The 19,762-nt window shown below is 72.1% G+C and carries 13 protein-coding genes; 5 read left to right on the forward strand and 8 right to left on the reverse strand.

Annotation, left to right across the window (positions count from 1 at the left end; genetic code table 11):
- The 3 genes from AB0917_RS22895 to AB0917_RS22905 all read right to left on the reverse strand — a co-directional run.
- Positions 1-792: iron chelate uptake ABC transporter family permease subunit (locus AB0917_RS22895; protein WP_366821475.1), on the reverse strand; the 792-nt coding region annotated here is incomplete at its 3' end.
- On the reverse strand, positions 789-1,847 hold the full coding sequence (locus AB0917_RS22900; protein WP_366821477.1) for an iron chelate uptake ABC transporter family permease subunit: 1,059 nt from the start codon (positions 1,845-1,847) through the stop codon (positions 789-791). The genes AB0917_RS22895 and AB0917_RS22900, both read right to left, overlap by 4 nt.
- A gap of 162 nt (positions 1,848-2,009) precedes the next feature.
- Positions 2,010-2,756 (reverse strand): helix-turn-helix domain-containing protein, encoded by a 747-nt coding sequence (locus AB0917_RS22905; RefSeq protein ID WP_366821478.1) that lies wholly within the window; start codon positions 2,754-2,756, stop codon positions 2,010-2,012.
- Between the two features lie 139 nt (positions 2,757-2,895).
- Here AB0917_RS22905 and AB0917_RS22910 point away from each other — a divergent pair, with 139 nt between their 5' ends.
- Positions 2,896-3,891 (forward strand): ABC transporter substrate-binding protein, encoded by a 996-nt coding sequence (locus AB0917_RS22910; protein ID WP_366821479.1) that lies wholly within the window; start codon positions 2,896-2,898, stop codon positions 3,889-3,891.
- Positions 3,891-5,672 (forward strand): siderophore-interacting protein, encoded by a 1,782-nt coding sequence (locus tag AB0917_RS22915; protein WP_366821481.1) that lies wholly within the window; start codon positions 3,891-3,893, stop codon positions 5,670-5,672. Before AB0917_RS22910 ends, AB0917_RS22915 begins: the two co-directional genes overlap by 1 nt.
- Positions 5,673-5,882: 210 nt before the next feature.
- Here the strand turns inward: AB0917_RS22915 and AB0917_RS22920 are convergent, their stop codons facing one another.
- Both AB0917_RS22920 and AB0917_RS22925 read right to left on the reverse strand, forming a co-directional pair.
- Positions 5,883-6,584: a hypothetical protein gene (locus AB0917_RS22920; RefSeq protein WP_366821482.1), complete on the reverse strand. Its 702-nt coding sequence runs from the start codon at positions 6,582-6,584 to the stop codon at positions 5,883-5,885.
- The gene (locus AB0917_RS22925) at positions 6,581-10,789 is read right to left on the reverse strand and encodes a CHAT domain-containing protein (RefSeq protein ID WP_366821483.1); all 4,209 of its coding nucleotides are present in this window, start codon (positions 10,787-10,789) and stop codon (positions 6,581-6,583) included. Before AB0917_RS22925 ends, AB0917_RS22920 begins: the two co-directional genes overlap by 4 nt.
- 403 nt (positions 10,790-11,192) lie before the next feature.
- Here AB0917_RS22925 and AB0917_RS22930 point away from each other — a divergent pair, with 403 nt between their 5' ends.
- Positions 11,193-13,178, forward strand: coding sequence for an AAA family ATPase (locus AB0917_RS22930; protein WP_366821499.1), 1,986 nt, complete (start codon positions 11,193-11,195; stop codon positions 13,176-13,178).
- Between the two features lie 138 nt (positions 13,179-13,316).
- Positions 13,317-13,961 carry a TetR family transcriptional regulator gene (locus tag AB0917_RS22935; RefSeq protein ID WP_366821484.1) on the forward strand — a complete coding sequence of 215 codons (645 nt, stop codon included), beginning with the start codon at positions 13,317-13,319 and terminating at the stop codon, positions 13,959-13,961.
- A gap of 84 nt (positions 13,962-14,045) precedes the next feature.
- On the opposite strand, the gene AB0917_RS22940 is transcribed toward AB0917_RS22935, so the two are convergent.
- From AB0917_RS22940 to dhaL, 3 genes are all read right to left on the reverse strand, one after another.
- The gene (locus AB0917_RS22940; protein ID WP_366821485.1) at positions 14,046-15,314 is read right to left on the reverse strand and encodes a pyroglutamyl peptidase; all 1,269 of its coding nucleotides are present in this window, start codon (positions 15,312-15,314) and stop codon (positions 14,046-14,048) included.
- Between the two features lie 249 nt (positions 15,315-15,563).
- Positions 15,564-16,886, reverse strand: coding sequence for a DUF1015 domain-containing protein (locus AB0917_RS22945; protein WP_366821486.1), 1,323 nt, complete (start codon positions 16,884-16,886; stop codon positions 15,564-15,566).
- Positions 16,887-16,891: 5 nt separating this feature from the next.
- On the reverse strand, positions 16,892-17,587 hold the full coding sequence (dhaL, locus tag AB0917_RS22950; RefSeq protein ID WP_366821487.1) for a dihydroxyacetone kinase subunit DhaL: 696 nt from the start codon (positions 17,585-17,587) through the stop codon (positions 16,892-16,894).
- A 778-nt stretch (positions 17,588-18,365) separates the two neighbouring features.
- Here dhaL and AB0917_RS22955 point away from each other — a divergent pair.
- Positions 18,366-19,748, forward strand: a complete 1,383-nt coding sequence (locus AB0917_RS22955; RefSeq protein WP_366821489.1) for a nitrate/nitrite transporter — start codon at positions 18,366-18,368, stop codon at positions 19,746-19,748.
- Positions 19,749-19,762: the final 14 nt, after the last annotated feature.

The raw sequence follows: 19,762 nt of genomic DNA on the forward strand, positions 1-19,762 counted from the left end.
CGCCGCGGTCACCGCGGCGGTCGCGGCCACTCCGAGAACGACCAGCAGCAGCTTCGTGCGCTCGACGGGTACTCCCATCATCGACGCCGTGTCGTCGCCCAGTTCGAGCCAGCGCAGTCGGCGTTGCGCCATCGGGGCCGCCAGGGCGACCGCCGCCATCAGGACGGAGGCCATCAGGATGGCGGGCCAGCCGATGGCGCTCAGTGAGCCGGCGCCCCACACCGCGGCCCTCAGGGCGGTGTCCACGTCGGCCTTCACCGAGAACCACGTGTTGACCGAGGACAGCAGCGCGCCGACCGCGATGCCCACGATGATGAGCCTGAAGCCCCGCACGCCCCGCCGGAAGGCCAGCAGGTACACGACGAGGGCGGTGACGAGCCCGCCGGCGAGCGCGCCCGCCGCGAGCGCCGAGTAGCTGCTCGCGCCCGCGAGCAGCATGAGGACGACGCCGGTGTAGGAGCCGGTGGTGAAGCCGATGACGTCGGGGCTGCCGAGCGGGTTGCGGGTCAGGGACTGGAAGATCGCGCCGCCCACGGCGAGGGAGGCCCCGAACAGTACGGCGGCGACGATGCGCGGGGCCCGCCACTCCAGGACGACGGTGCGGACGCTGTCGCGGGCCGTGCCCGTCATGACGTCGGTCAGGTCGCCGAGGTTCAGCGGGTAGCTGCCGAGGGTGAACGCCCACAGGGCGAGCGCCACCAGCGCGACCCCCAGCAGCCCGCACACCAGGACCGAGCGGCGCGCCGCTCTCAGGCTCAGGGGCCCCGCCCTGAGGACGAGCATCCCGTTCACAGCGTCTTCACCCGGCTTCCGCGTACCAGCAGGATCAGTACGGGCGCGCCGATGAGCGGCATCATGACGCCGACCGGCAGCTCGGTGGGGATCACGATCAGTCGGCCCAGGACGTCGGCGACCAGCACGATCGCCGGAGCCAGGACGGCGGAGTAGGCGATGATCCAGCGCCAGTCGGGCCCGGTGAGCCACCGTACGGCGTGCGGCACCATGAGGCCGACGAACATCAGCGGGCCCGCCGCGGCCGTCGCCGTACCGCACAGCAGGGTCACCGCGATCACCACCCCGCACCGGGTCGCGCCGACCCGCAGCCCCAGGGCCCGCCCCGCGTCGTCGCCGAGCGCGATCGCGTTGAGCGGGCGCGCACAGCAGGCGGCGGCCAGCAGGCCGGCCAGGACGAAGGGCGCGATGTCACCGACGGTGCCGGTCGGGCGGTCGGTGACGGTGCCCGCTCCCCAGAACCTCATACGGTCGAAGGTCTCCGTGTCGATCAGGGCGAGGGTCTGGGAGATGCCGGACAGCACCGCCGTGAAGGCGACCCCGACGAGGGTGAGCCGCAGCGGCGAGGGCCCGCCCCGGCCGCCGCTCGCGGCGAGGTAGACCACCGCCGAGCCGGCGATGGCGCCGACGAAGGCGAAGGGCAGGTACTGGTCGATGCGCGTGACACCGAAGACGGCCACGCCCAGGGTGACGGCGAACCCCGCGCCGGCGTTGACGCCGAGGACGCCGGGGTCGGCGAGCGGATTACGGGTGAGCGCCTGGATGAGCGCTCCCGCCACGCCCAGGGAGACACCGACGACGACGCCGAGCAGCGTGCGGTCCACGCGGGCGCCGCTGATCGTGGCGTGCGAGGCGGAGCCGTCGGGAGCGGTCAGCGCCTGCCACACCACGTCGAGCGGGAGCATCGCCGAGCCGATCGCGACGCTGAGCACCATCGTCACCAGGAGCGTGCCGACGGCGACGCCCAGGCCGATGAGCCGGCGCGTCCTGCGGCGCGACGAGCGCGACGACGCGATCGGTGGTGGCTCGGCCCTCGTCGCGAGCGCCTGTGCCATCGGACCTCCCTGAACAACCAGCCACCCGGGCAGCCCGAAGTGCCGTGCGTGATCGAAGTACGTGAACTGCTTGAACTACTGGGACTGCTTGAACTACTGGGACGGCTGGGACTGTCTGGACTGCTGGGACTGCCTGGACTGCTGGACCGCCTGGCTCCCGGTTCAGTGGCCGCCGAGCGCCGCCACCGCGTCCGTCGTGAGTGCGCTCACGGGCACCCCGGACTCGCGGCTCAGCGCGCGCAGCAGCCCCGCCCGGGTCGCGTACCCGGCCGCCCTGGCCGCCGCCGTCAGCTCACCCCCGCCGCGGAGGTGTTCGACGGCGGCGTTCATCCTGGCCCGGTTGCGCCACCGTGTGAAGGGCAGTCCGGTCTCGTCGAGGAAGACGCGCTGCACCTGGCGCGGGCTCATCCGGTGCTGCGCGGCCAGCCGTTCCAGCGTCACCGAGGGGGTGCGCAGGGCCTCGCGGGCGAGTGCGCGCACCGCGGGATGGGCGGGCAGCACCACGGGGAAGTGCTGCCGGGAGATGCCTCTCAGCACACCTCCCAGAGCCTGGCGGAACGGCTCGACCTGCTCCGCCGTGCTCGGCGCCGCGCCGAGTGTGGTGGTCATGACCTCGACGATCGCGGGGACCACCCCGAGCGGCCGCACACGGCATCGTGGCAGGTCAGCGGGGTCGAGGAGGGGGCCGAGCGCCATGCCGCCCGGCTCGATCCGCAGGGCGTGCGGCACGCCGGGAGCGAGCCAGAGGGCCTCGTGCCGTCCGAGCCGCCACTCCTCGCCGTCGGCGGACAGGCGGGCGTGGCCGGTGACCACGTAGATGAGGTGCGGATCGTCGTGCTGGTGTGTGTCGTGCCCGAGAAAGCGGATGGCGTTCTCGGCGACCACGGTGCCCAGAGATGTCACCGGCAAGCCTGCCTCCCGTTGTAGGTGATGCGTCGTGTCCGTCACCGGTGATGTCGTACTCGGATCGACGCGGCGGAACCAGCGAGGTTAGCCTCACCTTACCAACGGCTCGAACCTTCGAGCCTGCCCAGTCACATGAGGTCCCATGTCTGCTCCTGCCCGCCTTCTCGCCTGCGCGCTCGTCGCCGCGCTGGCCCTTACCGGCTGCTCCTCCTCCGACTCCTCCGGCTCCTCGGACGACGGGGACAAGGCGCCCGTCGCGAAGACCCGTACCGTGACGACCGACTACGGGGCGGTGAAGGTGCCGACCTCCCCCAAGCGGGTGGTCGTGCTGAACCACGCCCTCGCCGGGTATCTCTACGATCTCGACGTACCGGTGCGCGCCACGATCCCCGAGGACGCCGACGGCAAGGGCGCCTTCTCCCCGTACTGGGAGAAGGAGGCCAAGGAGGCCGGCACGACGTTCCTGCCGTGGAGTGTCGACGGCTTCGACCTGGAGGCGATCCTCGCCCTCGACCCCGACCTCATCGTCGGTGGCGGCATCGGCTTCCCGCTGTTCCAGGCGGAGAAGGTGTACGACGAGCTCTCCGACATCGCCCCCACCGTGCTCGTCGGCAAGGAGCTCGGCGACTGGCGGAGCCAGTTCTCCTTCCTCGCCGACGACGTGTTCGGCAAGCCCGGCGTCTACAAGGAGCACCTGGCCTCCTACGACAAGCGGATCGCCGAGGTGAAGGAGGCGATCACCCCGCCGCCCGGCCCCGTCTCCTTCCTCTCCCTCACCGGCGACGGCACCGCCTACGGCCTGGTGGAGAGCGTGGGCCTGCCCACCGAACTGAAGAAGGTCGGCATCGAACCGGCGCCGGTCTTCGCCGACGGCGGCTTCAAGGTGTACGGGCAGGGCGGCGACATGTTCGAGCTGTCGACCGAGAAGGTCGGCCAGACCATCACCCAGCCGTCCGTGTTCGTCATGGGCTTCAACGCCGACACGACCGACGTCGCCACCCTGAAGAAGAACCCCGTCTACGGGGCGCTGCCCGCCTTCAAGACCAACCACGCCTACGACCTGCCGCACTGGGTGCTGCGCGGCGACTACGACGAGTCGATGGCCCTGCTCGACATCATCGAGAAGAAGTTCTCCTGATGGCCGCCCAGCGCGCGTACACCACGCACCCTCTCGTCCTGCGCCGGGTCACCGTGCGCCGCGTCCACGAGGTGACGCCCAGGATGCGGCGAGTCGTCCTCGGCGGTGCGGACCTCGCCGCGTTCACCCGCGAGGGAATCGACCGTCCCGCCTTCGCCGCCCCCGGGTTCGACGACCACATCAAGCTGATCCTGGCCGCGGACGGGGACGTCCACGCGGCGCTCCCCGCCCAGTTGCCGCACGGCATCGAGTGGACACCGGCCGAATACCGGCTGACCCGCGACTACACACCCCGGCGGGTGGACCTCCAGGAGGGCGAGCTCCACCTCGACTTCGTGGTGCACGGCGACGGGCCCGCGGAGGCCTGGTCCGCCTCGGCCCGGGAGGGCGACGAGCTGTGGTTCGTCGGGCCCAAGTCGTCGCTCCGGCTGCCGGAGGGGCTGGACTGGATCCAGCTCATCGGCGACGAGACGGCCCTGCCCGCGATCGGCCGCTTCCTCGACGAGCGTCCGCTCGACGCGAGGGCGCACGTCCTGGTGACCGTCTCGGACGGATCGGCGCGCCAGGAACTGGCCCTGCGCGACGGCGACACCGTCACGTGGGTGGTCGCGGAGCCGGGCGACGCCGAGGCACTGGACGCCGCCGTCCGCGCGCTGCCGGTCCCGGCGGGCGAGGGGTACGTCTGGGCGGCGGCGGAGAGCCGGGCGCTGCTCCCGGTACGCCGGTACCTCCAGCGCGAACGGAAGCTCCCGAAGGACCGGCTGAACATCACGGGTTACTGGCACCGCGAGGAGGTCGCGGCGCCGGAGGCAGAGGGTACGTCCGACGCCGGCGCCACCGCGCAGGCCCCTGCCGCCGGCCCGGTCCCGTCGCCGCTGCCGTGGCTGGTCGCACGGACCGCGTTGCAGCTCGGCCTCGTCGACGCGGTGGCCGACGCGCCGGGGCTTCCGGTCGACGCGCTCGCGGCCCGCCTGGGCGTGGCCGGGCCGCGGATCGACGTACTGCTTCCGCTGCTCGCCGCGTACGGCGTGGTCGTCGCCGCCGACGACGGGGGCGGGCTGCGGCTGGGCCCGGCGGGCGAGGAGCTTTTGGACGACCACGAGCGCGAGGAGTACACCGGCCACGAGGCCGAGCTGCTGCTCGCCCTCACCCACCTCGCTCCCGCGCTCCGCGACGGTACGTCCCCCTGGCGGCTCGCCTCGGGTGCGACCCTGCACGAAGCGGTGGCCCAGGACGCCGAGCGCTACGGCGAACTGGTCGAGGAGTGCGAGCAGTTGGTCTTCCTGCTGGACGGGTTGACGGCCGACCCCCTCTGGGAGCGCGTCGGGAGCTGCCTGCTGACCGGGCCGGGCAGCGCCTCGGTGGTGGCCGCTCTCGACGACGCCGGACGGCGGCCTGAACTGCGGGTCGCGGAGGACGCCACCCCGGCCACGGTCCTGCGCGGGCACGTTCCGGCGCCGGAACGTGTCGACTGGACGGCCGGACCGGCCGATGTCGCCGTCGCCGCGAAGGCCCTGGCCCACCGCACCGATGAGGAGGCCGTACAGCTCCTGACCCGGCTCGCCGGCTGGACCCGTACGGCGGTCCTCATCGAGGCCTCCCGCCCCGACGGCCTGAGCCCGCACGCGGCCGAGGCGGCCCTGCACGCGTACGCGGCGACCGGCAGCCCGCTGCGTGACTCCGCCGCCCTCGCCGCCCTCGCGACGCGGTCGGGCTGGGACGTCGAGCGGACCATCGCCCTCGGCTGGGGCGCGGAGGCCACGGTCCTGCGCCGGGCCTGATGTGTCCCGGCCTGGCGTCGGCGGGGCCTGATGTCACCGGGCCTGACGTCACCGGCCCTGGTGTCGCCGAGCCTGATGTCACCGGGCCTGATGTCATCGGGCCTCCAGGTCATGGCCCGCACGCGGTCGGCCGCTCCGGGTGTTCCCGGAGCGGCCGCGCGGGCTGCCCGGTCGGCCCGCGCGGCTCCACGGGACGGACGCGGACCGGCTTCAGCGAAGGTCGACGGCCCGCAGGGCGGGGGGAAGCTCGGCCCGGTACGGGATCAGGCCGAGGCGGCGCTCTCTGACGGTCGCGGCCACCGCGATGTGGGCCTGCGCCGGCGCACCTGCCGGGGTGCGGATGATCAGGGCGAGTGATTCGTCGCCGACCAGCGGCGTCTCAGGGGTGGCGGTGAACCTCCACTCGGGGTCGCTGTCGCGCTCCCCCATCCCGACCACGAACAGCTTCTCGCGTCCGGCCCGGTGCGGTGTGTACTCCACGCCCGCGTCGACGAGCATGAGGTTGGCGGTCAGCGTCAGCGAGCCGGAGGGCGCGACGGGGGCGGTCCGTCTCTTCGGCGAGATGGACCACGCGATGGGCTGCCGGTCGGCCGGCTGCCCCGGGGCCTCCAGCCGGACGCCGATGCCCGCGTCCGTGAACGGAGGCCCTCCGGGCGAAGGGCGGAACGAACAGACGAGGCTGAGAAGCAGGTAGTCGTACCGGGCGGACTGCGACTCCAGGAAGTCGCCCCAGTCCTCGTCGCCTTCGGCGGCCTGCACTGCGCTCAGCGGGCGCACGACCGGGGCGCCCAGCGAGATCCTCCCCGTCAGCGGGGGCTGGGGGTCGGGTGCCCGGAGGAGGAGAGCCGGCACGAGCTTCAGGTCGTAGGAGGCTGCCGCCTCCGGCTCGGTCAGCCGGTCGGGGTGGATCATTCAGTGACTCCGTAGGGGTGGTCGGTAGCGGTACGCCAGTCCCCGATGAAGCAGAACGCACCCCAGTCCCGGTAGGCGGGATGGCGGGCGCGGGTCGTGGACTGGGCTGTGCGGAACGCGGTACGCCGGTCCTCGGAGAGGGCGAGCCGTTCGTACAGGGTGCCGAAGAAGGCGGTGGCCACGTCAGGGGTCACCGGCCAGAGGCAGCCGACGATGGCGGCGGCTCCTGCCTGGAGGAAGGCGGCGGGAAGACCGTGCAGGTTGTCGTTGATGTCGAACCGGCCGAGCGCCGACTCGCACGCGCTCATCGTGACGAGTTCGACGCCGCGCAGGTCGGTGCCGAGGATGTCGTGGGCGAAGACCCGGCCGTCGTCGCCCCGTTCCGTGTCCGGTGACAGGAACAGGCACTGGTGCCAGGGCGCCCACTCGTTGTGCGACCCGTGGGCCGCCACATGGACGTAGCGGGCCTCGGACAGCGCCGCCAGGAAGCGGCGTGGGGTGGCGTCGCTTCCCAGTACCGGAGCGGTGTCGCCCATCGAGGCCGCGATGTGCGCGGTGTGGGCCTCCAGGGTGTGCGTGCCTGCGCTGTCGAACGCGAAGGCGGCAAGTCCGCGATGCGGGGACGGGGGCAGTGCGGGGCGGCTGAGGAAGGAGAGGCTGGGCACCTGGGTGACGGTCCAGTCGTCGGCCAGCGGCCGGCCGTCGGCGGACAGCAGGGGGAAGGGGAGGTAGTGCAGGGGGCCGTGGGGCCAGACGCAGAGGTGGGTCTTGCCCCGGGTGAGCCAGGAGGGCAGGGACTCGGTGAACCCGGCCAGGTACGAACGGGAGTCGTCGGCGAGCATCCGGGCCGCCACGCGCGAGACGTCGCGGTGCAGGGGGTCGGCGACGATCTCCTGGCGCACGCCCGCGACCTGGATCGCGGCGGGCGACACGTTCAACGTGTGACCGGCCTTGGACACCCTGACGAGTGAGCCCTCGTGTGCCGGGAACGCCATGGTGCGGTGGAACAGTTCCTCGCGTGTCACCGCCATGCCGTGCAGGGCCATGACGGGGTTGGCGGAGGACGCGTGCCTGATCTGGCCCAGGAAAAGCGAGAGCAGCACGGTGTCCGGAGGGAGGAGCTCCTGGATCTCGTCGAGCCGCAGGAGCGGGAACCGGCCCGCGCCCCGCGCCAGGCGCAGCTCCCCGCTGACCCAGCGGTCGGCGGCGCGCTGCAGGTTGCGTACTTCGGTCTCGGCACCGCCGTCCGGTTCGGCCTCGCCCGAACCCAGGTAGTAGAGCATGGCCGTCTCGGCTCCGCCGGGCTGCTCGAAGTCGGGCAGCGGCCCCGGCAGTCCGGCCTCGGCGAGCCGTGCACGGGCGAGAATGGCGTTCAGGCGCGCGGAGAACTCCAGGGCGCCCGGGTGCCCCGCCGCAATGGTGAAGTCCATGCCCTTGGCGGCCTGGTGGATGCCCGCCATCACCGACAGATCGACGGTGGGGCCGCTCATCCGGAAGGCCAGTGACTGGTAGAGGCCGTACAGCTTCCAGTCCACGGTCTCGTCCGGAGCCTGGCGCAGGAACACGGACGCGGGGATCAGCGCGGTGACGGCCCGTTCGGCCGTCGGCCCTTCGGCTTCCTCCACGCACCCCAGCCCGGCGTCGAGAGCCGCGAGAGCGAAATCGGTCTGCCGGCACAGGGCGAAGGCGAAGGCCGCGGAGGCGAAATGAGCCGCAGCGGTCTCCGGCCGGCCCTGTGCCTGGGCGTGCACTCCCATGTCATGGGCCAGTACGGCATCGAGGTAGCCGACCGCGTCGGCGTGGCGCCGGACGAGGGCGGGCGCCAACTGCCGTACCTCGTGGATGAGTTCGCGGGCGACGTCGCCCTCCGGCTCAGGGTCGGCGTGCGCCGCGAGGTGGAGGAGCGTCGCCGCTCGTTCCTCGGCGGGCCACGCGTCGGCCTCCGCGGAGGAGCGCACCTGGCCGGCGAGCCGGCCCACCGCCATCAGCCCCGGTTCGCAGATCAGACGGTCGCCGGCGAGACAGTGCACCTCGCTCGACCAGCGCAGCCGGTGGTGGGAGTCCATGGAGAGGTACGGCAGGTCGCGGTCGGCCGCCGCCAGCAGCCGGGCCTGGAGATCGAGGCGCCGGGCCTCCAGGGCCAGGGTCAGCGCCTCGGCGAAGACGCATGACGCCTCATGGAGCCCTCGCCGTTCCCTGATGACGGTGAGGGGTACGGGGAGTACGGCGGCGAGGTCGCCGGGCAGGGCCAGTTCGCCGCACCGGTAGAGGACGCGCAGGATGTAGAGCCGGGCCAGCGGGTCGCGGCGCGGATCGAGGACGTCGAACGCCTTCCGGGTGGCAGAGAGGATCTCCCGGTCGTGCGACTCGTGCCGCACCCCGGCCAGGAAGGACAGCGCCTCGGCCAGGGCCTTGAGCACCCGTCCCAGCAGGTGCCCCGACGCCAGGCCCGCGGCCTGGCGGAGATACCCGACGGCGGCCACGGCCGCGTCCGAGGGCGGCGGCATGTCCGGGACCCCGGCGTGTGCGGGGTCGCCGGGGTGGAGGGACTCGTGCCGCCTGCGGCGTTCCTCCCAGATGCTCAGCCCACCGGTGAAGTCCGTCCCGGGCAGCTCGCCGAAGTACGGGCTGAGGTGCAGCAGCCCGGCGGCGAAGAGGGTCTCGGCCAGCTCCTCCGGGTCACCCGGGCCGGCCGGGTCACCGGGACCACCCAGGTCGCCCCGACCGTCCAAGGCATCCGGGCCGTCCCGGCCGTCCGAGTCACCCGGGCCGTCCCGGTCAACCCGGCCGTCCAAGGCGTCCCGGTCGTCCCGCTCCTCCGGCTCCTCCGCCCCAGCAGCCGCGCGCAGCGCGTCGATCTGCGTGCGCACGATGTCATGGGCGCGCTGGAAAAGCCGTCCGTCGGGGCGGTCGACCAGACTCAGCCGCGCGGCCTCGACATAGGCGTCGGCCGCCCACCACCAGGGGCTTCCGGGCCCGGTCCCCCAGCGGACGGAAGCGGCCTCCAGCGTGAGGGTGAGGACGGGTACGACGTCCTGCGGCGTCCCGGACCCCACGAGGCGCAGGGCGCCCGCCACCACGGAGGCAACGGCCTCCTGCGAAAGCGTGAAATCCGGGTCCACGACCTGGCGGACGGCTTCGGCCTCCGTGATCACGCGCGCGATGACCTTCGAACCCAGCCCGGCGAGGTCACGTGCCGGGTCCGCACCGTCCGACGACGCGGGCCGCGCCCCGGGCGACACCGCTTCCGCCTGCCCGTCCGGCTCCTGCCCCTCTCCGGGCTGCGCCGTACGCCGGAGAAGCAGCCCCGTCGCCCTGGCGAGGTTCGCCCGGTCCGGGTCCTGCCCCGAGGCCGTACCGATGTCCACCGCCAGCCGCAGCCACGAAACAGCTTCCCGAAGCCGGGCGACGCTCTCCTCGGGCAGGGCCGTCTCGGCCCGGTGGCCGAGACACACGCCGATACGTTCCGCCGAACCGGCCCGCTCGGCCGAGCCCTCCGGAGCCTCGGCGAACGCCGACCGTGCGGCGGCCTCGGCCGCGGCGAGGTCGGCCTCTTCGGCGGTCAGGGCGAAGCGCCGGCTGTGCGCCTCCGCGAGGGTGAGCCGACGACGCGCCCGGCGAGTCGGTGACTCCTCGGGCAGAGCGGCCACGCGGGTGAGCAGTTCGATGCCGGAGTCCGCGTCCTCCCGCCGGACACCCTCCGGACGTCCGGCGACCTGAGCCCGTCGGCAGAGAGCCAGGCCGAGCGTGGTGTCACGGTAGGGGGTCGAGGCGGAGCCCCGCAGCAGGTCCAACGCCTCGTCGAGCACGGACGGGTCGCCACCCTCGTCGACGTCCAGCACGAGGTCGCTCGCATGGTCCACGGGGTCCTGCCACGGGTCGTGGCCGGTCTCCTCGGTGAGCTGTGGCCACAACTCCCGAGGCACACGACGGTGATCGACCAGATACAGCAGGCCGAAGACGCGCATCGCCGTCGTGAGTTCGGCAGCCGACAGCGCCGGGTCGCTCCGGGCAAGGGATCGCGCCCAGTAGTACGCGGCGACCGTGTGCAGGATGTCGGTGTCCGCATCCCGAAGCCCGCCCACCATCGCCATCAACTCCGAGGCGCACGTGACCCCCGCCTCGTCGAGCACGGCCTCGGGGCCCTCCCCGTCACCGAAGTCCCGGACTCTGTCGCCCAGTTCCCTGAGCAGTGCATCACGCATCCCTTGGCCTCCCCGGAGTTCAGAGTAGATCCAGAAGCGCTGACCACCCCACGCATTCCGTCGTGACCCACGCCCGTTTCCCCGACGGCGCGGGTGCGAGCCCTCCGGGAGGCGGCCGCCAGAGGCCTTGGCGTACCGGATCCCGTACGTGGTGGCGCTGATCTCGGCCCGGCGGTACCCAGCCACCAATAACGCAACCTGGCCAATCTATTAACCCGGTTCAGTTATGCTGTGGCCCGGAAGCACCCGTCCGGCCCTGCGGACGGGACGCACGGCCGTCACCTCGGAAAGGTCTCGATCGATGACGTCACACGCCCAGGACACGCACGGCGCCCAGGAGGCCGTCGGACTCGACGACGAGCTGGCCCTGGAGCGTGCGTACGTCGCGCGGTGCGGCGAGGCGATGACCCACCAGGTGGACGACGCCCGGTACCAGGTCGTCGCCGGCGAGGACGTGTCGGGCGACGGCGCGAGCGCCGAGGCGCTCGGACGCCACCTGCGCACCCGCGCACGGCAGATGGCGGAGGAGCCCGACAGCCCGCTGTTCTTCGGCCGGCTCGACTTCGAGGACTCCGACGAGGCGGGGGACCACCGGCGGCAGCGGTACTACATCGGCCGCAGGCGGGTCTCGGAACACCCGGCCGCACCGCCCCTGGTGATCGACTGGCGTGCGCCGGTCTCGCGTACCTACTACCAGGCCGGCGCGCTGGAACCGCGCGGCGTCGCGGTGCGGCGGCGCTTCGGCTGGGCGCCGTGGGGCCACGGCGCTCCGGAGGACCTCACCGGGCTGGAGGACGAGCACCTGGACCACTCCCGGGACCGCGAGGACGCGGCGAGCGCCATCGTCGCCGCCGAGATCGAGCGCCCCCGCCTGGGCCCGATGCGGGACATCGTCGCCACCATCCAGCCGGAACAGGACGACCTGGTCCGCAGTGAGCTGAACGAGTCGGTCTGCGTGCAGGGCGCGCCGGGCAGCGGAAAGACAGCTGTCGGCCTGCACCGCGCCGCCTATCTCCTCTACACGTTCCCCGAGCGGCTGCGGCGCGGCGGTCTGCTGGTCATCGGTCCGAACCGGACCTTCCTGCGCTACATCGCGCAGGTGCTGCCGTCGCTCGGTGAGATCGACATCGCCCAGCTCACGGTGGAGGACGTGGTCGCCAGGCACCCGGTCCAGCGGGTGGACGGAAGGGACGTCGGCGCCCTGAAGCACAGCGCCCGCATGGCCACGGTCCTGGAGCGCGCCCTGTACGCCCGGGTCGGGCACCCCGAGGAGTCCATCGCGGTCACCGACGGCTCGTACCGCTGGCGGGTCGACTCGTGGGAGCTGGCCCGGGTCATCGACGAGGTGCGGGGCATGGGGGTGCCGTACGGGGTGGGCCGCGAGCATGTGCGTTCGCGCGTGGTGGCACTGGTCCAGCGGCAGGCCGAGCGGCGGGCCGGCCCGAAGAGCGTCACCTGGGCCCGGAGAGTCGGCCGTTCGAAGCCGGTCGCCGCACTTCTGGAGGCCGCGTGGCCGGTGGTGCGACCGGAGAAGGTCGTGGCCGCGCTGCTCAGCGACCCGGTGGTCATGGAGGAGGCGGCGGACGGCGTGCTCGACGCCGCCGAGCAGCGGGCCCTGCTGTGGGCCGAGCCCGCGAGGTCGGAGAAGAGCGCCGCCTGGTCGGTCGAGGACATGCTGCTCCTGGACGAGGTCGCCGGCCTCATCGAACGCCCCGGGGGTTTCGGCCATGTGGTGGTGGACGAGGCCCAGGACCTGTCACCGATGCAGTGCCGGGCGATCGCCCGGCGCAGCGCGTTCGGGTTCATCACGGTCCTGGGCGATCTGGCCCAGGCCACGGCGCCCTGGGCGGCGCGGAGCTGGCGGGAGCAGTTGACGCACCTGGGCAAGGAGCAGGCCACGGTCACCCCCCTGACCACCGGTTTCCGCGTCCCGGCCGCGATCATGGAGCTGGCCAACCGTCTGGTGGACGCCCTCCGCGTGGACGTGCCGCCGGCCCGGTCGCTGCGCCACGACGGCGAGTTGACAGTCAGCGCGGTCGAGGACCTGGCGGCCGCCACCGTGTCCGCCGTCCGCGCGGCCCTCGGCCACGAAGGGTCGGTCGCCGTCATCGCCGCCGATGGTGCGGTGGCCGCCACCTCGGCGGCCCTGCGCGAGGCGGGCATCGCGACGGCGACCGTCGAGGAGGTCGGCACGGCGGCCCGGGTGACCGTGCTGCCCGCGACGGTCGTCAAGGGCCTCGAGTACGACCATGTCGTCGTGGTGGAGCCGGCCGCGATCGTCGAGTCCGAGCCGCGCGGACTGCACCGGCTGTACGTGGTGGTGACGCGTGCGGTGTCCCGGCTCGACGTCCTGCACGCCCGGCCGCTGCCGGAACCGCTCGCCGCCTGACGGCACGGAGCTGTCCCGGACGTACGGTCCGAAGCCTCGGCGTCACCGACCGGCGGGGCACATCCAGCCACGCAACTAAGTTACTTTATTCACCCAGTCACCTGATTGCCTGGGTAAGGATTGTGCTAGGGTGACCAGGTGAATGCGCCGATGGGCTTGCGGGAGCGCAAGAAGCAGCGAACGCGAGAGACGATCTCCGACACGGCGATCGCCCTCTTCCTGGAGCATGGGTTCGACCAGGTCTCGGTCGTCGACATCGCGGCCGTGGCCGAGGTCTCCAAGCCGACGCTGTTCCGGTACTTCCCCACCAAGGAAGACCTGGTCGTCCACCGGTTCGCCGACCACCAGAGGGTGAACAGCGCCGTCGTGGCGGGGCGGCCGCCGGAGGTCTCCCCGATCGACGCCCTGCACCAGCACTTCCTGGACGGGCTCGCGGCCCGCGACCCCATCACGGGGCTCAACGACGACGAGGACGTCCTGGCCTTCCACCGTCTCGTCTACTCCACACCGAGCCTGGTGGCGCGCGTCAGCCAGTACCTGGCCCAGGCCGAGGAGGCGCTGACCCGGGCCCTGGCCGATGCGCTCGACCCGGACCGCGAGATCACCGCCGCCCTGCTGGCCGGCCAGGTGACCGCCACGGAGCGCATCCTGGCGTCGGTGAACTGGCGGCGCATCGTCGACGGCCGGTCCGCCGACGAGGTCCACCCGGAGGCGGTGGCCGACGCCGACCACGCCTACGCCCTGCTCCGCCACGACCTGACCGGAGCCACCCCACGGAGATGAGGACGACGGCGCCGCCTTCGAAGAGGCCGCGCCACCATCGTCGTACCGCCGTCGTACCGCCGTCGTGGGCCGGGGCGGACAGCCTCAACGGGCCGCACTCACCGCCCTCTGCACCAGCGCCCGCACCTGGCGCACGATGTCCGCACGGTTGCGCTCGAAGTCCGGGTCGGTGACACCGCCCCTCTCCGGGTCCGCGTTCGCCGCGCCGAACTGCAGGACGGGCGTGTGCAGATGGCCGCCCGGCAGCTTCGGGAGCCCCGCCCGGTCGCGGAGCAGCGTGGCCCGGTAGGCGATCTCGTTGGAGAGGTAGTCACCGCCGCCCCCGGCCCGCGCGGCCGAACCCGGGGTGGGCCCGTCGGGCCTGGTCACCGGCTGGGTGCCGCCCGCCGGGACCTCGGTGACCTCGGTGTTGTCGTACACCGGGAAGCGGCCCGTGTCCGCTTCGGTGAGCTGTCGGTACGGGAGGGTGGTGGACGTCCACTGCGGCTGCGCGTCGGGGTCGGTGACGGGGACGGTCCCGGTGCGTGCCACGTTCTCGTTGTCGGGGAAGCCCCCGCGCCAGGCGCCGTTGGTGCGCTCCACGTCGAATCGGCCCTGGCGGCCCTGGCTGACGGTGGTGAACAGGTCGAGGTGGGGCAGATGCGGGACGAGGACCCGCTCGACGGTCCCCTCGGCGAAGTCCGTCCAGCGCACGGGGAAGATGACGGTTTCGATCCGGGCCGGCCCCTCAGCGGTCCGCACCATCGTGCCGTCCAGGGCGAGCGCGCCGGCGCCCGAGGGGTTACCGATCCGGACGTCCCGGTCCAGGGTGAACGGGTCGAAGCCGGTGACGAGGACCCGCTTCATCCCTCGGCCCGGAAAGCGGATGTCCTCCTGGCCGCGCGAGGAGGACTCCAGAGCGGCGTGCAGGGCCCCGCGCTGCTCGTCGTCCAGCCCGAACCGGGGCGTCCACGCGCGCAGTTCGCGGCTGAGCGCGAGCCGGGCCCAGTACAAGGGCCGGTCATCGCCCCGGCTCAGGTCGCCCGCAGCGGGTCCGCGCCCCTGGGCGCGGTCCACGGCGCGCTGCCACAGCGCCGAGCCGTGGCGGGTCACCGACCGCTCCGCCTGCGCGTAACCGCGTGAGCCCTCCAGGGCGTGGGCGAAGCGCGGGGCGAGGGCGTCGAAGCCGCTGCGCCGCAGGATCTCCTGCGGGGCGGCCCGATCGAGGCGCTGCTCCTCGACGGTGGGCCGCGCGGTGACGCGGGAGGTGTCGGCGGGGGACGCCCCGGCAGGCAGGGCGGAGCCGGCGAAGACGAACAGGAGCGTCGCGCCGCCCAGACCGAGCCGGGTGAATGCGGGGAACTGGTACGTCACTTGGGCCCTTTCGGCAGAACGGTTGGTCGCAGTATCGCGGCCTCGTGGAGGCGATGCCATGGGGCCGAAGCCCTGTCGGCACGTCGGGGAAGGGCGATGGCCCACGCGGAGCGCACCCCGTGAGAACCGTGGATCCGCCGGAGCCGGGGGCAGGAGTCGCAGGCAGTGGACGGTGTTCGGCTGCGCGCGGATCACCGAGCACGGCCGACCGGGAACAGGGCTGTGCCGGCCCCCGCCCCGTCCGCGGGGTCAGTCCACTTCCAGGCTGCGAAGGAGCAGGCCCGTGGCCGGCTTCGGCCCGAAGGAGGTCGTCTTGCGCGGCATCATGACTCCTCGGCGGGCGAGAGTGCGGACGAGTTCCTCACGCACGGGATGCAGGATGACGGCAGTGGACCGGTGGAGTTCGGCCTGTCGCACCGCTTCCTCTGTGTCATGGACGTAGGTGATGTCCCGTGGAGTGTCCGGAATCCCCCACACATGAGGGAGAAGGGTCTCGTGCAGGACCGCCGCGTCCAGAGACCGCCATGTTTCGGGACGGTCCCGCCTCACCGTGCGGGATACGAGCGCGGGATCGGGGCGGTCGAGAAGGTGGAAGGTGCCGTCGCCGGCGAGGAGGAAGGCGTTGCCGACGCTCGTCGCTTCCTTGAGTGCGTCGAGGGCATCGGGGAGGGAGGTCTCAAGGTGTCGCACTCGGAAGGAGGGGCTTGCCTTCGTCAGCGCTTCGGAGATCGGCAGGTGGCGCAGGAGTCGGTGGATGGCCCGGACCTGGAGTGGATGGCGAGCTGTGTCCACCAGGAGAACCAGCCCGTGGTCCCAGGGGCTGGGGCCCGTGGTGTGCTCCTGCTGGAGACGTAGGTAACCGGCCCAGCGGTGGTGGCCGTCCGCGATGAGGGCCTGACGGCCCGCCAGGTCGTCGTCGACCTCGGAGAGTTCGGCGGGGTCGGTGATCGCCCAGAGGCGGTGGCTGAAGCCGTCTTCCGTGGTGGTGGTCAGCAAAGGGCGCCTTGTCGTCGCGCGGTCGACGACAGCGGCGGCGCCGGCCGTCTGCGCGTCGCCGTGGTAGGTGAGGAGCAGAGGTTCCAGGTTGGCGGCGGTGGCGCGCATCAGGGCAGCACGGTTCTCCACGACGTGCGGCATGACCTCTTCGTGAGGCAGCACCAGGCCTTCCGCCGGAGCGGAGAGAGCCAGTGCGCCGATGACGCCTCGCTGGAGGAGATCGCCGCGGGATTGCTCGTACACATAGAGCGCCGGTTCCTTGTCGGGAGCGAGGATGCCCGCGGCGAGCCAGTGACGCAGGGTCGTCGCGGCCAGCTCGTGACGAGCGGCGACGCTGTCGGCCTGCGGGAGGATGAGCCGCACGATGTTGTCGGGGTCCGCCGACTCCAGGTGGTGCAGTCCGTCCGGCCGCGTGACGACGCCGTACGGCGGAGAGGTCACGGCGGCCAGGTTGCCGACTGCGTCCGGGACGTACCGAAGGCCGCGCAGCGGGACCAGGCGCAGACCTCGGTTCCCGGCCGGTTCACGGGGGACGGCTTCCTCGATGTGCCGCGGACCGCCGGAGATCGTTGTCATTCGGGTCACCTTCTCCGCGTCGGCTGGGCGGCAGGGCGCAGTCCGGAGCAGGCAGGGCAGGCGCAGGAGCGCTGTGTCGCTCGGTAGGTGTCGGCCAGGGCCCGGAAGAGGAGGGCGGTTGATGTGGCGCCCGGGTCCTGGTGGCCGATGCTCCGTAACCCGAGGTAGGAGGCGCGGCCCTTGGTGGCCTGGAGGGGGATGGTGGCGCGCATGCCTGACGCGGCCGCGTCCGCGGCGGCCTCAGCGGCTGGGCCGAAGCCGGCGCCGGCGGCGTCCCGGAATGCCGCTACCGCCGGGGCGAAGGCGTCGACCATGGTCTTGTCGCCCGGCACGGCCGCACCGAGCACCTGGATGCGGTCGAGGCCTGCTTGCAGAGCTGCTGCGAACTCGTCTGGGTTCACCTCGTCCGCGTCTGGTAATGCTGAGCCTATGGCGAACAGGGCGCTGCCGTAGAGGGCGCCTGCGGCGCCTCCTATCTCCGACATGAACAGTCGGCCTGTCGAGGAAAGGATGCTGGCGGGCGTGCCGCTGAGGTGGAGTCCCTGCGTGATGACCGTGTGGGCTCGGGCGAAGCCGCGGGTGAGGTTGGTGCCGTGGTCCGCGTCTCCGATGGCCGCGTCGAGGTTCGTCAGGTGGTCGCGTTGCCGGCCGATGAGCGAGTTGGCGTTGCCTATCCAGTCCCGGGCGAGTGTGACGTTCACTGGCTGTTCTCTCCTCGTGGGCCGTCGAAGCATGCTGGGCTGGGTGTCGCTGGGGGCGAGAGACTCTCCAACAAAGGTGGCGCAAGTTCGGTACTGGTGAACGGTGTTCATCAAAACGCACATGCAGCATGGCGTCAAGGACGGTCATTGCGGGCCCAGGGGTGGCCAAATCCCGTCTCCTATTTCCTATTGCTGAACGCCGTTCGGTTGCTCTAGGCTGCGAGAGCCAGTCGCCGGGCGCCACGGCCTCCAGGCCCACATGCCACAGGCACAGGCCTCCACTTCCCGCACTGACCGTGTCTCAGCCACCGCACCGGTCAGCCCTCGCACGGCGAGCCGCTTCCGCCCCACAGCCGGGCCCGAAGCGCGGGATCACCTCCGCTCCACTCCTGCCTCAGCACAAGGAGTTCCTCCATGACCAGCCGGCGCCTTGAACCCAGGTCACCCGCGTCGACGCAGAGAAGCACCCCGGCCGTTCGGATCGTTCGGCCGGACGGGCCCAGGCGGGCCGACGGCCCGTGCGGGTCGCCGCCTCTCGCTCCTCCGGTATCAGCTTGGCCAGAAAACGCCGCCTCGCCCGAACGTCGGCGGATCCACACCCCCGCTCGCAGGCCGACGCCGTCGCCGGACCTCATCCGTCGATGACCGCACAGCGAGCGACGCACGTGCCGGACCCCTGCCGCGTGGACCGAACCGGCGGAGCGGCCCCGTTCCGTGTCCGGCGCGCTCCCCGCACGGCCGACCGACCGTCCTGCCAAGGACCGGAGAGAGAAGACTCATGTCGCGCAGACAGTCCACCCGGGGACGGTGGATCGAAGACTGGAACCCTGAGGACGAGAAGTTCTGGGATCATTCCGGCAGACGCATAGCCCGCCGCAATCTGTGGCTGTCGATCCTGTCCGAGCACATAGGTTTCTCGGTCTGGAGCATGTGGTCGGTTCTGGTGCTGTTCATGTCACCGGACATCGGGCTCGGTTTCGCACCCGGTGAGAAGTTCCTGCTGGTGATCACGCCCACCCTGGTCGGCGCCCTGCTGCGGCTCCCCTACAGCTACGCCGTGACACGCTTCGGCGGACGCAACTGGACCGTGTTCGCCTCGGTGGTGCTCCTCGTCCCGACGGTGTCCGCCGTGTACTTCGTCCAGCGGCCCGGAACTCCCCTGTGGGTGTTCGTGGTCATCGCCGCCACAGCGGGGGTGGGAGGCGGAAACTTCGCCTCCTCCATGACCAACATCACCACGTTCTTCCCCCAGCGGCACCAGGGCTGGGCACTGGGACTCAACGCCGGCGGCGGCAACCTGGGTGTCGCGGTCATTCAGCTCCTGGGGCTGCTGGTGATCGCCACGGCCGGCGACACCCACCCCTCCTACGTCGCCGCCGCCTACCTCCCGCTGATCGGACTGGTAGCCCTTCTGGCGGCCCTGCGCATGGACAACGTGGACGCGGTGCGCGCCGCGCCGGGCACGCAGCGCGAGGCCGTCCGCCACCGTGGCACCTGGTGGATCTCACTGCTCTACGTCGGCACGTTCGGGTCGTTCATCGGGTACGGCTTCGCCTTCGGCCTGGTACTCCAGAGCCAGTTCGGCTCCACGCCGCTCGAAGCGGCGTCATTCACCTTTCTCGGCCCGCTGCTCGGCTCGGTGGCGCGGCCCCTGGGAGGCCGGCTGGCCGACCGGTGGGGTGGCGCCCGGATCACGCTGCTGACGTTCCTGGGGATGACCGGAGGGACGGCGCTGCTGGTCCTCGCCTCGCACACGAAGGCGTTCCCCCTCTTCATCAGCGGGTTCACCGCCTTGTTCGTGCTCAGCGGCATCGGCAGCGGGTCCACCTTCAAGCTGATCCCCGCCCTGTTCGCCAAGAACGCGGAGGAGGCGGTGGCGGCGGGCCGTGACGCGCGTGTCGAGTTCGAACGCTCCAGGCGGCTGAGCGGCGCCGTGCTCGGAATCGCCGGGGCCGTAGGGGCTCTGGGCGGAGTCGCGATCAACCTGGTCTTCCGCGCCTCCTACAGCGGAGCCGACGGCAGCGGCACGCTCGCCTTCTGCGCGTTCCTCGTCTACTACGCCCTGTGCGTGGCCGTGGTCCGGACGGTGTTCATGCGCGGCGACGACCGGGCGGCTCCGCAGACGGATGTCCTCCCGAAGTACCCGTCACGTGTCCGCTGATCCCTCGCGTACTC

The organism is Streptomyces sp. NPDC007346 (assembly GCF_040703535.1).
GTDB lineage: Bacteria > Actinomycetota > Actinomycetes > Streptomycetales > Streptomycetaceae > Streptomyces.